21 protein-coding genes are annotated in these 15358 nt (G+C 36.4%); 15 read left to right on the top strand and 6 right to left on the bottom strand.

Going from position 1 to position 15358, the window contains the following annotated elements; translation table 11 throughout:
• Nucleotides 1-2 precede the first annotated feature (2 nt).
• Complete coding sequence (gene uvrC, locus ACSBFT_RS02980) at nt 3-1817, top strand: excinuclease ABC subunit UvrC (RefSeq protein WP_489603379.1); 1815 nt, start codon at nt 3-5, stop codon at nt 1815-1817.
• Nucleotides 1818-1882: 65 nt separating this feature from the next.
• Here uvrC and ACSBFT_RS02975 read toward each other — a convergent pair whose 3' ends face one another.
• The 4 genes from ACSBFT_RS02975 to ACSBFT_RS02960 all read right to left on the bottom strand — a co-directional run bounded on the left by ACSBFT_RS02975 (nt 1883) and on the right by ACSBFT_RS02960 (nt 3676).
• Nucleotides 1883-2095, bottom strand: coding sequence for a hypothetical protein (locus tag ACSBFT_RS02975; RefSeq protein ID WP_489603377.1), 213 nt, complete (start codon nt 2093-2095; stop codon nt 1883-1885).
• A gap of 210 nt (nt 2096-2305) precedes the next feature.
• Entirely contained in the window at nt 2306-2536 is a 231-nt protein-coding gene (locus ACSBFT_RS02970) for a hypothetical protein (RefSeq protein WP_489603376.1), read from the bottom strand.
• Between the two features lie 2 nt (nt 2537-2538).
• The gene (locus ACSBFT_RS02965; RefSeq protein ID WP_489603375.1) at nt 2539-3159 is read right to left on the bottom strand and encodes a hypothetical protein; all 621 of its coding nucleotides are present in this window, start codon (nt 3157-3159) and stop codon (nt 2539-2541) included.
• 28 nt (nt 3160-3187) lie between these two features.
• Complete coding sequence (locus ACSBFT_RS02960) at nt 3188-3676, bottom strand: RNA polymerase sigma factor (protein WP_489603374.1); 489 nt, start codon at nt 3674-3676, stop codon at nt 3188-3190.
• A 146-nt stretch (nt 3677-3822) separates the two neighbouring features.
• Between ACSBFT_RS02960 and nagA the strand changes: the two genes are divergently transcribed.
• A complete protein-coding gene (gene nagA, locus ACSBFT_RS02955) occupies nt 3823-4923 on the top strand; it encodes an N-acetylglucosamine-6-phosphate deacetylase (RefSeq protein ID WP_489603373.1) in 1101 nt (366 codons plus the stop codon).
• Here nagA and ACSBFT_RS02950 read toward each other — a convergent pair.
• Nucleotides 4920-6371 carry a S41 family peptidase gene (locus ACSBFT_RS02950; RefSeq protein ID WP_489603371.1) on the bottom strand — a complete coding sequence of 484 codons (1452 nt, stop codon included), beginning with the start codon at nt 6369-6371 and terminating at the stop codon, nt 4920-4922. The genes nagA and ACSBFT_RS02950 overlap by 4 nt on opposite strands.
• 115 nt (nt 6372-6486) lie before the next feature.
• Between ACSBFT_RS02950 and nusB the strand changes: the two genes are divergently transcribed.
• The 5 genes from nusB to ACSBFT_RS02925 all read left to right on the top strand — a co-directional run bounded on the left by nusB (nt 6487) and on the right by ACSBFT_RS02925 (nt 9199).
• On the top strand, nt 6487-7626 hold the full coding sequence (nusB, locus tag ACSBFT_RS02945; RefSeq protein WP_463048979.1) for a transcription antitermination factor NusB: 1140 nt from the start codon (nt 6487-6489) through the stop codon (nt 7624-7626).
• Between the two features lie 62 nt (nt 7627-7688).
• Nucleotides 7689-8018 (top strand): YtxH domain-containing protein, encoded by a 330-nt coding sequence (locus ACSBFT_RS02940; RefSeq protein WP_463048980.1) that lies wholly within the window; start codon nt 7689-7691, stop codon nt 8016-8018.
• Entirely contained in the window at nt 8015-8446 is a 432-nt protein-coding gene (locus ACSBFT_RS02935; protein WP_463048981.1) for a DUF1573 domain-containing protein, read from the top strand. The genes ACSBFT_RS02940 and ACSBFT_RS02935 overlap by 4 nt, the downstream gene beginning before the upstream one ends.
• Nucleotides 8447-8486: 40 nt before the next feature.
• The gene (gene yajC, locus ACSBFT_RS02930; RefSeq protein ID WP_463048982.1) at nt 8487-8768 is read left to right on the top strand and encodes a preprotein translocase subunit YajC; all 282 of its coding nucleotides are present in this window, start codon (nt 8487-8489) and stop codon (nt 8766-8768) included.
• Between the two features lie 128 nt (nt 8769-8896).
• Complete coding sequence (locus tag ACSBFT_RS02925; protein WP_489603368.1) at nt 8897-9199, top strand: DciA family protein; 303 nt, start codon at nt 8897-8899, stop codon at nt 9197-9199.
• Here the strand turns inward: ACSBFT_RS02925 and ACSBFT_RS02920 are convergent.
• Nucleotides 9196-9456 carry a hypothetical protein gene (locus tag ACSBFT_RS02920; protein ID WP_489603366.1) on the bottom strand — a complete coding sequence of 87 codons (261 nt, stop codon included), beginning with the start codon at nt 9454-9456 and terminating at the stop codon, nt 9196-9198. The genes ACSBFT_RS02925 and ACSBFT_RS02920 overlap by 4 nt on opposite strands.
• Before the next feature lie 493 nt (nt 9457-9949).
• On the opposite strand from ACSBFT_RS02920, the gene ACSBFT_RS02915 reads away from it, so the two are divergent.
• The 8 genes from ACSBFT_RS02915 to ACSBFT_RS02880 all read left to right on the top strand — a co-directional run bounded on the left by ACSBFT_RS02915 (nt 9950) and on the right by ACSBFT_RS02880 (nt 15358).
• Nucleotides 9950-10495, top strand: a complete 546-nt coding sequence (locus ACSBFT_RS02915; protein WP_489603365.1) for a tyrosine-type recombinase/integrase — start codon at nt 9950-9952, stop codon at nt 10493-10495.
• The gene (locus ACSBFT_RS02910; RefSeq protein ID WP_489604859.1) at nt 10431-10694 is read left to right on the top strand and encodes a tyrosine-type recombinase/integrase; all 264 of its coding nucleotides are present in this window, start codon (nt 10431-10433) and stop codon (nt 10692-10694) included. Before ACSBFT_RS02915 ends, ACSBFT_RS02910 begins: the two co-directional genes overlap by 65 nt.
• Before the next feature lie 8 nt (nt 10695-10702).
• A complete protein-coding gene (locus tag ACSBFT_RS02905) occupies nt 10703-10825 on the top strand; it encodes a hypothetical protein (protein ID WP_374755593.1) in 123 nt (40 codons plus the stop codon).
• 141 nt (nt 10826-10966) lie between these two features.
• The gene (locus ACSBFT_RS02900) at nt 10967-11617 is read left to right on the top strand and encodes a hypothetical protein (protein ID WP_489603363.1); all 651 of its coding nucleotides are present in this window, start codon (nt 10967-10969) and stop codon (nt 11615-11617) included.
• Nucleotides 11614-12705: a tetratricopeptide repeat protein gene (locus ACSBFT_RS02895; protein WP_489603361.1), complete on the top strand. Its 1092-nt coding sequence runs from the start codon at nt 11614-11616 to the stop codon at nt 12703-12705. Before ACSBFT_RS02900 ends, ACSBFT_RS02895 begins: the two co-directional genes overlap by 4 nt.
• Before the next feature lie 39 nt (nt 12706-12744).
• Complete coding sequence (locus ACSBFT_RS02890) at nt 12745-13233, top strand: DUF805 domain-containing protein (protein ID WP_489603360.1); 489 nt, start codon at nt 12745-12747, stop codon at nt 13231-13233.
• Between the two features lie 89 nt (nt 13234-13322).
• Nucleotides 13323-14051: a hypothetical protein gene (locus ACSBFT_RS02885; RefSeq protein ID WP_489603359.1), complete on the top strand. Its 729-nt coding sequence runs from the start codon at nt 13323-13325 to the stop codon at nt 14049-14051.
• Entirely contained in the window at nt 14051-15358 is a 1308-nt protein-coding gene (locus tag ACSBFT_RS02880; RefSeq protein ID WP_489603357.1) for a hypothetical protein, read from the top strand. The genes ACSBFT_RS02885 and ACSBFT_RS02880 overlap by 1 nt, the downstream gene beginning before the upstream one ends.

Raw genomic sequence — 15358 nt, 5'->3', positions numbered from 1 at the left:
GCATGGCAAACATCAAATTTGATTATAAATCTAAGATTCCGCTCCTTCCCAATGAGCCCGGAATTTATAAATACTTTGATGAAAATGACACCATCATTTACGTAGGTAAAGCCAAGAATCTCAAAAATAGAATTAGCAGCTATTTCTATAATTTTGACCGAGCAGACAGAAAAACAAAGCGGCTGGTAATCAGTATTCGAAAACTAGAATACACGGTTGTTTTATCAGAATGGGAAGCCCTCTTGCTGGAGAACAGCATGATTAAGGAGCTTCAGCCTAAGTTCAACATCCTCTTAAAAGATGATAAAACTTACCCTTATCTATGTGTGACCAATGAACGATTTCCTAGAATTATAAAGACGAGACGCATTGAAGATAAAAGTAAAGGAAAAATGTATGGACCATATGTAAATGTGAAAGCCATGTATGCACTTTTAGACATGTTCACACAGCTCTATACCATCAGGACATGTAAGTATAACTTGTCGGAAGAAAACGTGGCTGCTAGGAAATATAAGCTTTGCTTGGAATATCATATTGGTAATTGTTTGGGGCCTTGTGAAGACTTACAAAATGAGGCCAACTATATGCATGAAATAGACCAAGTCCATCATATTTTAAAAGGAAACCTGGCTCCTGCTAAAGAATATTTTCTCAGAAAAATGCAGGAAGCTGCTGCCAGTCACTCGTTTGAAAAGGCTCATGAATATAAACTAAAACAAGACTTTTTACTTAATTATCAGGCCAAGGCCACTGTCGTAAACCCATCTATACAAGATGCAGATGTATTTGGTATTCAGTCTGATGCAGACAATTCGTATGTTTGTTATCTAAAAATAAGTAACGGTACCATTATTCAAACCCAGAATTTTGAAGTCAAGAAAAAACTTGAAGAGCCAGATGATGAGGTATTAGAAAAGGTTATGTTTGAAATAAGGCTCAAATATGAAAGCCAAGCCAGAGAAATTTTCTCTAATATAGAAGTAGACACCGACTTAAAGGCAGAGGTAATAGTACCCAAAATTGGTGATAAGCGTAAGCTTATAGAAATGGCTTTGAGAAATGTGATGTACTATAGACATGAAAAAGCCGAAAGAGATGCTATTGCAAAAAGCGGAGCTACAAATAAGCGTGATAGGGTTCTTATAAAACTGAAACAAGATTTACAGCTGAAGGACCTGCCAAGGCATATTGAGTGTTTTGACAACTCCAACATCCAAGGTACAAACCCTGTCTCTGCTATGGTGCTTTTTAGAAACGGCGTGCCAAGCACAAAGGAGTATCGCCATTATATTCCAAAAACAATAATAGGGCCTGACGATTTTGGCACCATGCGTGAGGTGGTTTACAGAAGATACAAAAGGCTCTTAGAAGAGAAAGAAGATTTGCCAAACCTGATAGTTATTGATGGCGGCAAAGGCCAACTTTCTGCCTCTGTCTCGGCCTTAAAAGATTTAGGTATCTATGGTCAAATTCCCATCATTGGTATTGCTAAAAGATTAGAGGAAATTTACTTCCCAGAAGACAGCCTCCCACTTTACATCGATAAGAAATCAGAATCCCTGAAGCTTATTCAACGCTGCCGTGATGAGGCTCACCGTTTCAGTATTACCCATCACAGAAACAGAAGAAGCAAAGGTTTTATTAACAGCAGCTTGGAATCTATAGAAGGTATTGGTAAACCTACCGCCACAAAAGTTCTGAGCCATTTCAAAAGCATTCAAAATCTAAGAAATGCTACTGAAGAAGAGTTAATAGCCTTGGTTGGAAAAGATAAATCCAGAAGAATTAGAGAATTTTTCGAGAAAGATTCTTAAGAAAGTACCAGAATTAACGGGTACTTTCTTAGCTCAATCCAACCAGACATGGAATAGGCGAATACCTATTCACCAGCACATTTCGAACGGCTTGCTTTCCGTTCCGAAACCGCACTGCCAGACCATAGCATGATGTTCATAAATGCTCCGCCAAGCAGAACATTTCTAATCTCGCCATAAGCACCAGATTCTTTTAATGCACTTGTACAAACTATCATCACTGTAGCCCAAATTAATGCTGTTATGAGTACAGGTATCGCCTTTTTTACTTCTTTCATTTTATCTATTCTTTAACCCGCTTTATGCGTTAGAAAATCTCCCGATAGAAATCGGGATCGTAGCGAAATTGCTTCCCATCGGTAAGCTCAGGGTAAACGCTATGCTCATCTCGTTTAAATGTCTGATTTTTAAAAATGATTACGATTCTCCAATGCATAATTCGGATTTAACGGACCGCATTCTTTGACACATATTGGAATCTCCATAGTTCATTTGTATCGATCTCGCCAGTTAAACTGCATTTCACCCACCTCTTCCCTATTCCTAAAAATCGATACTTTACTTTGCCAAAAACTAGTTGGTTTTATTTCAATGAAGTTTCCTTTATGCTTGGCAGATACTTTATGAGAACACCAATTTTCATAGATCATTTCTGTTATCAATACGCCTCCATCCGTAAGTTTAAAACTTCCTTTACCAGCTATTGATTCTATTTTCATATTTAAAGTTCTTCTGCTTGCTCTAGGGCATCACCTGTAGTTTTCATATTCTTATTGTAAAACTTAAAAAGAATAAAAATTAAAGGGATAGCTATTAATAATGAAAAGCCAATTACTGCTAAAAGATCATCTTTGGCAGCACTGAAATCCTGAAAAATATCTTTTCCAATAAATACCTTCAAAACCACTGGAATAAAGAAAATCATGGTAGGTAAACTGCTGTAAAGTCCCACTTTCTTATAAAAAACTGCAGCTTTCTTCAAAGCCAAAAAGTTCTTTTGACTCTCTACTATACTGTTTTCTAAAAGATTTACCTTCTTCATTTTAGCAATAAAATCCCAAGATATATAGCCAGAAAAAATGAATAACGCTCCGCTCAATAAAGCACAAATGGCCAGCGGCGTTGTTTGGAAACTACCGTTCAGCATACTGCCTAACAAACCCACCAAAAGCACAACACACATTCCCAAGCCAGCTACCGTTTCAAATACTACCATCTTGCCTATACTGTTCTTGCTTTTTTCATGAGCCATTTTCAGGATAATCTCATTGGTAAGCTTTTTTTGCTTTTCTAATTCCATACTCAGCTCTTGCCAAGTATTTTTCATCTCTTCTAATTCCATATCTATATTTTTTAGATAAAGGCTATCACTAAACGCTAGCAAAACCCTTTTTTAATTTCTCTTTAATGCGTGTCATTCTAGTGCCCACATTACTCACAGAGAGTCCTGTAATTTGAGCTATTTCTTGGTGACTTTTGTCTTCCAGAAAAAGTAAAATCACCGCTTTTTCTATGTCGTTTAGCATACTTATATGCCTATACAGATGCTTACTTCTTTCTTCTAAAAGCGGGTCATAAGCTTCTTCCAAAATATTCAATCCCGCATCTAAAGCCACCATCTGTCCTTGATTCCTTTTCTTTCTTAACCTTGTGATGGCGGTATTAAGTGCTACGCGATAAAGCCAAGTCGAAACTTGCGACTGGTTTCTAAACTTCTCAAAAGCCTTCCACAGTTGCAGCACTATTTCTTGGTACAAATCTTTCCTATCTTCCGCATCATTCCCATAAACGGCAGTCACCTTGTAAATGAGGGCTTCATTTTCTTTTATAGTTTCTACAAATGCTTTTTCTGTATTCAAACCGTTTTTTTTTGAATTCAATTAGTTAGTCGTAGCTCACGCTGAAATATCACACTATTCTCCATTTTTTTTCTCAAAATATTATTTCCATCTATTTAAAACTAGCCTAAGAGTACTACCTTTAAACTACAAAAATATCAAGCCAAATGCCTTCCATTTCTACCAAAAGACTTTTTACGGCCGGAACCGTTTTAAATAATAAAACCATCTCTTTTGAAAATGGTAAAATAACGGCGATTGAAAACCATGAAGGCAATCCTACTTATCAAAACATCGCTGCACCGTTTTTTGATACACATATTAATGGTGGCGAGAAACTCTATTTGACAGAAGAAGTAAGTATAGAAGCCATTGACGATATTTTTACGGCCTCCGTAAAAACGGGGACGTTTTACGTTTTGCCCTGCGTCATTACTTCCTCGCCAGAAAATATATTAAAAGGTTTAACGGCTATTAAGGAATACATGAACCAAAATCCTAAGTCAGGCGTGGTGGGTTTACATCTGGAAGGGCCATTCTTAAATCCAGTAAAACGCGGGGCACATCTGGCCAAATATGTCAGAAAACCAAGCAATACAGAACTGGCAGGTATTTTGGAAGCAGGCAAAGGCCTCATTAAAATAATGACGATTGCCCCTGAACAGTTTACAGACGAACAAATAGAAATGATACAAGATTCGGGCATTTGCATTTCGGCAGGTCATTCTGATGCCACCAATACAGAAGCCAACAAGGCCTTTGATTTGGGTGTCAATCTGGTGACACATCTCTTTAATGCCATGTCCGGTTTGCACCACAGAAAACCGGGTCTTGTAGGAGCTACACTCGCTCGTAAGGAGATTTGGGCACCTATTATTTTAGACGGGAAACACTGCGATTTTGATGCCGCTAAAGTAGCTTTTAACGCCAAGCCCGACAGGCTATTTATCATTTCGGATGCTCTTTTCTTAGGCCAAAAGAAACTCAAATTTCAATGGGAAGAGTTTGATGCGACCCTTGTAGATAGCCAATACATCAACAGCGATGGTAACTTGGCTGGCTCTGCCGTTTCTATGGGGGATTGTATTAAAAATGCTGTAGAACTGGTCGACATTCCACTAGAAACAGCTATTGACATGGCTACCGAAAGGCCCGCTAAAGCCATAGGACAAGATAAGGAAATCTGTAAAGTAGACCTAGGCTATCCAGCCATTTTCACTTCTTTTAATGATGATTTAACGGACTTTGAAGTATTGAATTTCGTCTAATCTTCTTTCAAATTCTCTATCAAAACCCTTTCGTAACTATCTATGTTTTTGTTAAAGTCTTCCAAGGTATATTCTACTGGAATATCGGGCTCTACAAAAAAAGGTTCATAGGCTCGTTTTTTTCTTGTATGTACGATACGGTATTCCGGAATCCTAACCCTGATTTTACTATGGGGTAATTTGGCTATATACCAGCTTCCTGCATGACTGCCCCAGTTGGCTCCACCAGGTGTTTCGCCTACAAAAGTGGCTCTACCCATATCATCTAAAACACTTATAGTAAAAGTTGTAGCAGAATAAGAACCTCCATCCATAAACACATACAGGTTTCCGTCGAAGGTCCATTTAGAAGGTTTTTTCTTAGGTGGCTTACCATTGGCTCGGTATCTATACTCGTCGTCTTTCTTATTAAAATAAAACGGAGCCACTAAAGGGGGCAAAACATTAAAGGGAGAAAAAATCTTGTAATAAGCCCTTCTGTTGAATGCCATGGTGTCTACAAGCTTAAAGGGCTCATCTACCAGATATTTGAGTACCTTACCCACATTAGGAATATAGCCACCACCGTTACTTCTTAAATCCACCACCAAATTCTCAATACCATCTTTTTTTATTTGTTTGAAATTCTTCTTTAGTTTTCTTCCAAACTTGGATTGAAAAACATCTAGTGGTGAGTTTTTTAACACAAAAGATGTAATATCAATTTTAGCCAAGGATAAACTCGAATCTATCACGCTGTAATGGAGATTTTTCCTAAGCTGTTTTGGATATTGCATGGCAATGATAGCCCCCATCTTCTTTTTGGATATCGTGGCCAGTTTAAAAGGTGTTATGGAGTCATTTTCAATACTGCGTGTTACTAGACTTACAGAATCCTTTAATTCAAAATATTTGGGGTAATAGGCATAAAGCAGTCTAGAGGAATAGAGCTCTTTTGCCACAATATTCCCATTATCTGTTCCTATTTTCTGTTTCAGTTCATCTCTAATTTCCGCTATAGGCTTTCCGTCAATTTCTATTAACTCCAGTCCTTTTAAGAAGGTCGTATCTGAAGATGCGTTATATTGAATTAAATTCTTATCCGCTATGTTTTTTGTAATGAACGGCAGGACATTGGGATGCTCCTTGCTCCAAGATTTACTGTGCGTGTGACTGGTATGTAAATCCTTTACCTCATAAACTAAAGGAGCCATTTTATTAAAAAAGTCCAAATAACTCACAGAATCCACTAAAGACTCCTTAATCTCTTTAAAGATATTTTCGTAATCTTCTGCCTTCTGATACCGGAACAATCCAGGATGAATCTGCATCATTTTTTTATACAGAAAGTCCAAGTCTTTCTTCGCTTCCTGTGAACTGAGCTTGTTTTGAGCCGAAAGCGGCAAACTACTTAGCGAAAGGCAAAGCAGTAAAAAAGAGATAAAAATACGATGTGTTTTGTAGCTCAAGGCCAATTCTTAGATTAATTATATGAGATACTTTCAAAATTAGGCCGAATTAGCCATTTATCTTCAAATCCTTTTAATTATCTTTGCGGCACAATTAACAGTTCTTTGACCAAATATGCTGAACAGACGTCTGATTCGAATTAGGGCTATGCAATCTTTATATGCCTACGAGCAGTCTAAAAAAGCTAATTTTCTATTAGCTCAAGACTTAATCCACGAGGCTTTTGCACCGGATCTAAACTCCATGGAAGTTCAGGATAGAGTAAAATTACAGGGTTTAACAAGACTGGGACTTCAGCAGCTTCAAGACGATTTCTCGATAGCAGGTGATACCGAAGATTTTGAGCTACCAAAAGAAGTAAAAGAAGTCGTAAGAAAAGCCAGTAGCTTCTTTTTAGAAAGAAATCGGACAGATTTTGATAACTTTACCATAAGAACTTTGAAAGATGCCGATAAGGTTTTTGAAGTTTATCTTATGCTCATGAACCTTTATGTGGCTCTGGCAGAAATGGCAGACAAAGATATTCATCATGAAGGTAAAAGTAGATTGAGTTCTAACAAACTATTGAAGGAACTTGATGTTAATAAAGACTTTGAACTGCTTAACTTAAGATTAGGGTTCAACTGGGACGAAGAGATTGACTTTGTAAAAAGTCTTTACAATCAGGTTCTAAAAGTCAATCCTAAATACCAAGAATACTGTCAAAACCTAAATCATACATTAGAGGAAGAGATTGCTTTGTTGAAATACTTAGTAAAAAATGTTTTTCTAAAAAATGATATTTCTAGCAACTTCTTTGAAAGATACCACCTCTATTGGTCGGAAGACAAAGAAACCCTAAGAGCCATGGTGGCTCACAGTTTCCAGAATTATGAAGAAACTAAAGAACTCACCATAGCTAGAGCAGATGAAACATGGCAAGAACGCAAAGATTTTTTGATGATACTCTTCAAAAACTGCGTTAAAGAAGAAAATAAACTGATGAAAATGATATTGCCAAGTTTAAAAAACTGGGAGTATGATAGAATATCAGAGACAGACAAGATTCTTTTGAAAATGGCACTGGTAGAAATGATGGAGTGTTCTGGTATTCCTGTAAAAGTGACCATTAATGAGATTATTGAAATAGCCAAAGAATACAGTACACCTAAAAGTGGGCAGTTTGTGAATGGTGTTTTAGATAAACTATCGAAAGAGTTGGTTTCTAATGGCGAAATCAAGAAGTCTGGACGTGGCATGTTAGATAATAAATAAACGGTAAAAATTGCCTTAAATGGCTTTTTGAGATAATTTTAAGCACTAAATCAATTATAGATATGAGCAAATCATCAGGTTCGTTTTTCGCTTTCTTAGCTGGTATAGCCGCCGGTACGGCCATAGGCATATTATATGCACCAGAAAAAGGTGAAATCACTAGAGACAGACTAGCAGAAAAGCTAGGTAAATACCGAGGTCAGCTAGAAGAATTTATAGCAGACCTTATAGAAAGAGGCGACGAAGTAGCCATAGAAATGGCAGGCGGAAAAGATGTAGATAGTAAAGCCAAAGCCGACGGAAAAAAAGTAGTGAATGAGGCACGTCAAAAGGCTGAAAAATTACTGGAAGATGTAGAAAACTTAATGTCCCAAATAAAATCTAAATCATGAAAATCCTTGCTAGCCTTTTTTTAGGCCTTGTTCTTTTCTCTTGTAATACGAGCAGTGACAGCACCGAAGGAGCTGAAGCGGCAACTACTTCTAATGCGGTGATAGCGTTTGAAGAATCAAACTTCGATTTTGGTACACTTAACGAAGGTGACCAAGTAAGCCATGCTTTTAAATTCACAAATACAGGTACAGACCCTCTTCAAATTACAGCTGTAAATGTTTCATGTGGCTGCACAGTAGCTTCTAAGCCAGTAGGAATGGTGGGTGTGGGTCAGTCGGACGAAATTGTTATAAACTTTAATAGTGCCGGAAAAGTAGGTGTCAATAAAAAGACAGTGGGTGTTATATCTAATGCTACAAACAGTCAAGAAACACTTTCTTTTACCGCTACCGTGCTGGCGGCAGATTCTACTGCTACAGCTCAATAATCAATCTTTGAAATAAAATATTAAACTTAAACTAATTAAAATGGTATTACTACAAGCAGATGCTGGAGCAGGAAATTATAGTTTTTTAATTCTTATGGCAGGTATGTTTGCGGTCATGTATTTTTTCATGATTAGACCACAGCAAAAGAAACAAAAAGACCAACAAAAAATGGTGAATGAACTGAAGCCAGGCGATGAGGTAGTAACCTCTGGTGGTCTTCATGGCAAAGTAGTGAGTACAGAAGACGATACCGTTACTATTTCAACTGGTGGAGCTGCTAAGCTTACTTTTGAGAAAAATGCTATAGGTAAAAAGAAATAATTTTACCCACTTTATTTAAACCTGTCGGCGTAATGGTCTGGCAGGTTTTCTTTTTTTATCACCCACACGGAACTTGCAAATGCGGCATTTTTTCGTAACTTAGGTAAACAGTGAATCAATATAAATCAGTGAGAAAAAGTACCAGAAATAGTCAGGCTATGCCTTTGAAAGATGCCTTAAATGACTTCTTGGAATCTTTTAATCTAAAATCCAAATACAACGAAACCCACCTTGTGGCCTCATGGGAGAAAATAATGGGCCAAACGATAGCATCCAGAACCGACAAGATATTTATTAAAAGCAGCACGCTTTTTCTGAGGATTACCTCTGCCCCACTCCGCCAAGAACTGGTATTGGCTAAATCGAAATTGATTAGCCTCATCAATAAAGAAATGGGTCAAGATATCGTAGATGAGGTGGTTTTTATTTAACTTCTAACTATCAATATTTCATCATCTGAGAAATCCATCCATCCAAAATCATAACAATAATGTAAGGTTTTCCCTTGAGAATTGAGGTGATAATGGGTCATGTATTTGAAATGAAATTTCTTCTCTTCTAAACGTATTCTTGGCACCTTGAGTTTTGTACCCTTTATTTCTAAAAGTATAGACCTGTTTCTATGCAAATGCCTATCTATGGCAAAGGCTTCTTTGGTGGTAACGGCTCTTAAGCTAACATGGTACAAATTCTTACACTTAATAGAGCAAAATAACTTGTCCTTTCTTCCCACCAATTTTGTCTTGCAAATTTTACATTTTGACATATTATGAAACGACTAATGAATTTATATGGCATAAAACTAAGTCATTAGGTCAAATATTACAATATCCGTTACTAACGGTTAAGAAACGTTTGTAAACGATTATAAGCATTTGTATTCGGGTTTTATTCAATTCCTTTCTTTTTATTTACCACTTATTAATAAGAAAAAGATGCAGCTTGTTATCGTGTACACCCCTCAGCCCAGAAGCCAACGGTTTAAACGCTATATTCCATATGCAATGGAAGATGATAGGAAATGAATAAAATCTCAAAATTCTTCTTTCTATCATCCCACTCAGAAGCTTTGGAGCTTAATAAACACAAAGGAAAACAAAAGGCTAATTGCCACTAGATTCAAAGGTCGCTTTACGGTTCAAGATATTGATAATAAGATAATTAAAAATCCAAAGGTAATATTGGATGAATCGCAAAAGAACGCCATGGCTCTCTGTGAACAAAAGTTTATTTTAAAATCATTCAGTAGAGCTACTATTAAAAATTACTTAGGAGAACTAAGCTATTTCTTTAGTTTTTTTAAGTCTAGAGATTTTCGTGAAATCACAAAAGACGAGATTGAGTCATACGTTTATCATCTAAAAACGAAGTATAAGATATCCGATAGCAAACAAAACATGGTGATAAATGCCATAAAGGCGTATTATGAGCATGTCTTAGGCAGGCCAAGGGAATACTATGACATTCAAAGACCCAATAAGTCGAAATCACTGCCAAATATATTTAGCAAAGAGGAAGTATTGAAGATTGTGACCGCACCTAAAAACATCAAGCACAAAGCGGTATTGCTCACCATTTATAGTGCTGGCCTTAGAATTAGCGAGGCTATTAACTTACGAATAGCAGATATCCATAGTGATGAGGGTTACATTTTTGTAAAAGATTCCAAAGGGAAAAAAGATAGAAAAACGGTACTATCACCAAGATGTATTAAGAATTTATTTTAAAGCTCATAGACCGTCCTATTGGCTTTTTGAGGGGCAGGATGGAGGACAATATTCAACAAAAAGTATTCAAAAAGTCTTAAGAAATGCTATTGAGCAATCGGGTACAAATCCATGGGGAACGGTACATACACTAAGGCATAGTTTCGCTACCGGCCGACGCTCGGACATTTGCTGCAAGAAGGTGTTAATTTACGGTTAATTCAGAGTATGCTAGGTCACAGCAGTAGCAAGACTACCGAGGTTTATACCCATGTTTTGGCCGTTAATAATAAAACAGTGAAGAGTCCATTAGACTTTATGGATAATTTCGATATTTTTGATAAAAAGTAGTTCAAATTAGAACTTGAAGAAGTCCAGACAATAACGCTCCCGATAGCTATCGGGAGACACACCTCAAGCCAAAAGTAGATCTACGCTAATGTTACCGGTCATGCTAAAAGACGACACGAACAGGAAAATAACGACAGAAAAATGAACAGACAAGCCAACGCTTCAGCAAAATCAAAAGAGCTGCAACCCATCGCACAAGCCGACACAGTTGCAGCACATTTGCTTTTGCCCAAACGCACTTGGCAACAGCGGACAGTGACTTTCACAAAATCAATCCTGTTTGTTCTTCTATTTCTTTCCACGACATTTTCAACTTTTGCCCAGACAAACCCTCGACACGTTAAGGTGAGCGGTTATTATCGTAAAGACGGCACTTATGTTCAACCGTATTTCAGGACAGCACCCAACTCAACAAATCGTGACAACTTTTCCACGAAAGGAAATACAAACCCATATACTGGTAAACCTGGATGGATAGAACCTGATAGCAAATACAATACATTTTATTACAGCACTTACACCTACCCTACCAATAAAGCCCAAAGTGGCTATACGACAACATCCACAGCAAAAACCAATCTACCAATACAATACAAGAACAGGACATACATTGAGGATGAATATGGAGGTTATTCATGCTATTTGACTGTTAAAGATGAACGGACATTTAATATTTACGACATGAAAGACGAACTCATCTTATATCTTGTTATCAATCACCGTGGAGACTGGAGAATTTTTGATAGTAATTGGATTTACATCAAAACCATATTTGTAGAAACAGAAAAATGAGAATAGGTTTAATCATCATATTGACATTTTGTTTGAGCAAGCTAACGCTTGCCCAAACGGCTTATGAAAGCCCATTGGGTTTCACACTAAGTTTTGACAAAACTTGGAAAAGATTACCTAAAGAGGTATTGCAACAGCGAATGAAAGATGTAAAAGACTTTTTAGAATATAGAAAAGATATTCAATTTGATGCTTGTTATCAGAAAATCGGAAATGCTGATATGGATTACCCATACATACTTTTTAAGAATGTTTATGCGACCTCATCAAATGAAGATGAAATCAAAAAAGTTCAGGAATACTTCACCAACAAACCTCAATTTGAAAAAGTAATTGAAAATCTAGTTAATGGTAAATTTGGAGTAGAGCTTAAAGTCGGAAAAAACTATTATGATGCGAAGAATAAAATATTAATTTTCACCTATGACATGGGAATAAGTATTAAGGGGAATTTGGTCGGAATGTTTGCCTTCTACTTTGGCAAAAATGCCAGCTTAATAACCTATTGCTACTCTTACAAGGATGAATTTAAGTATGACCAAAAAGAGTTTTTAGACATCATCTATTCCATAAAAGATAAAGGAATGGTAAACACAATGGGTAACTATGTTTCAAAACATGACCTTGCTGTAAAATATTACAATGATGGAAAAATGCAATCAGAAGCCGGAAACCGTGAAGCAGCAATAAGTCTTTATACAAAAGCTATTGAAAACTACCCTGTAGAAGATAGTTACATGAAGTCAGAAGCATATTACAATAGAGGTTTGAACAAACGATATTTGAATAATTATAAAGGAGCAATAGCAGACTATACCGAAGCGATTAAACTCCGCCCTGATTATTATAAGGCATGCAATAATAGAGGATTTGCCAAACTTCAAATAGAAGACTACGCAGGTGCAATCATAGATTTTACACAAACAATCAAATATGACAATTACAATACTGAATTTACCAGTATGGCACTAGGAAATAGAGGTATTGCAAAATTGTCACTTGGGCAAGATGGTTGTCCTGACTTGAAAAAGGCTATCGAGTTAGGAAATAAGAATGTATTACAAGCCTATAACGAACTTTGTAAATAAATCAAAATCAATAATTAATAACAATTAAAATCAAACAACATGTTCAAAAATCCATTCTCATTTGAAGGTCGTATCAGAAGATTAGAGTACGGTCTAAGTCACCTTATTGGCACTTTTATCTTTTATGTAATAGCATTTATAGTAGGTGCAATCTCTGGCTCATCAGGAGATGACGGAATATTTGCAATTCTATTTCTTTTCTATATTCCATACTTATGGTTTATTTGGGCTCAAGGGGCTAAAAGATGTCATGATGTTGGGAATAGCGGTTGGTGGCAACTAATCCCTTTTTATGCATTATGGATGCTTTTCCAAGACGGACAACCCGGACCAAACCAATACGGTGAAAATCCAAAAGGAATTCAATCAATTGGTGGACAACCTTTCCAAGGTGGACAAAATACAGGAACATCAGGCGGTTATCAAGGAGGATACAGCGGAGGACACAATAACCCAACGACAAATTATTCATCAACTGAAAACCCATCTAACTCTGGCGGTTACAAGGACGGTGATTTATACAAATAAAATCAATCAATATGCACGATATTAGAAATCTTACAATCAGCAGCACGAACCCTTGCTTACTTGTTTACTTAATTGACCAAAGCGGTTCAATGAATGAAAAATTCGGCAATGCTTCGCATACAAAAGCGGTCGAAGTTACTAATGCAATCAACGACATTTTGTATGAAGTTGGTTTACGTTGCATTGGAAGCGGTGGCGAACTCAAAAACCGATTTGAAATTGCCATTATAGGATATGGCAAACAGAAAAATGTTGTTCAATCAGGCTGGGAAGGTCAACTATCAGGGAAATGGGTAGTTTCAATTAAAAATATTTTTGAGTTTCCTCTTGGTCAAGAAAACGATAAACCCATTTGGATTAAACCTTATTCGGTGAGTAATACCCCAATGACAAAGGCTTTTGAAAATGCTAAACGACTTTGTAATGACTGGATAAACTGGGGAAATCATAGAGACTGCCATCCACCCATCATTATTAACATAACTGACGGTGAAGCCACTGACGCAGGAAGCAATTTTAATGCTTTAAAAAGTCAGGTAGAGCAAATAAAAAGCTTGAGAACCAACTACGGTTCAGTTAGCGTTTTAAACATTCATATTTCGACAAGAGCAGGTGACAAATTATTATTCCCAAGTGAAGTAAATACAGGTGACAAATTTGAAAGGCTTCTATTCGAGATGTCCACGCCACTTGATGAAAACATGATAAGAATAGCCCAACAGAAAGGGTATGACATTCGACATAATGCAAAAGGTTATGTTTTCAATGGTAATGCCACAGACTTAATTAACTTCTTAAATATCGGAACACCACAGTAATGGGCATAACAGTTTTACAACTTCACAAAAGAGCATCTTATGAATTTAAATACATACAGGATAAGTATGCAGTAAATTCAGAAAGGACAACTTTTGCATTAGCAGATGGAACAACACAGAGTTTCAATTCCGAAATTTGGGCAGAGATAATTACAAAAGAATTTGTAGCAAACCCAATATTCAATACAAATGAGCTTATAACTTCATTTACCAAGCAGGTAGAATTATACAAAAGTGCAAAATTCGAATTCAGCACCAATCCAGCTAAAGCATCGTTAGAAAAAGCAAAACAAAATAAAGGTGGCACAGCCACCTTTATTGGTTTGCAATTCACAGTGCAAAACAAACTTGACGTAATTTCATGCGGTGATACAAATTTATTTTTACTAAACTCTGAAAACAAAATTACTCCATTTCCTTTTGCTGATGTGGATAGTTTAGACGCTAATAATTATTTCATTAATACCGAGCAACTTTTACAAAATAAAATTGATGAAACATTTTTTAAGCAAAGAACCCTTGAATTTTCGCCTTCGGATGTTCTGATTTTAGCCACGGATGCTCTTAGTAGGCTTATTCTGAAAAAGCCATCTACAATAACAGAACTTTTAGGAATTAGGAATTTTGAGCAATTACATGAATTCTGTTTAAAATATTGGGAAAATAAAGAACTCCAGGAAGATGACATTTCAGCTATCATTATTCCACTTAATAATATGGCAGATTTAAAGCCAATTCTTCCGCCAAAAGATTTTTCTTTTCCAAAAGAAAAAGAAGAAGAATTTATCCCAACATCCTTACAACAAAAAAAGCAAACAAATTATAATGACATGGAAATAAATGAAATCAGAAACCAATTTAATGGGGTCGCTCAAGACTTTCATCAAGTCAAAAAAAAACTAAAACTACACGAAATGCTACTGATGGTAGCAATTAGCCTTTTGATGGTAAACATACTACTAATGTATTTTTTGCGACCAAGGAATTCTAAAGATGATATTTCAAATGCGAAAGCGAAATCAGAAAATGTAATTATTGAAAAGTATGAAAATACAATTGGTGATTTGAAATCAGAAATTCAAACACTTAAAAGTAAAATCACCGATTTAACTCAATCAAAGGAAGAACCAAAAGAAGAAAAGACTGAGCCGACCAAAACAAGTCAAACCATATCCAAGGAAGAAGCCAAGAAAAGACAGGAAGAGTTAATTAAAGCTGGCTATAAAGTAACCGCAGATGGCATATGGGGAGCACAATCTGAAAAAACTTGGAATGAATATCAACAAAAGAAAAAAGATAAGAAGTAG

Source organism: Arcticibacterium sp. SM2516 (assembly GCF_057914865.1).
This window is presented reverse-complemented; position numbering and strand designations above follow the sequence as displayed.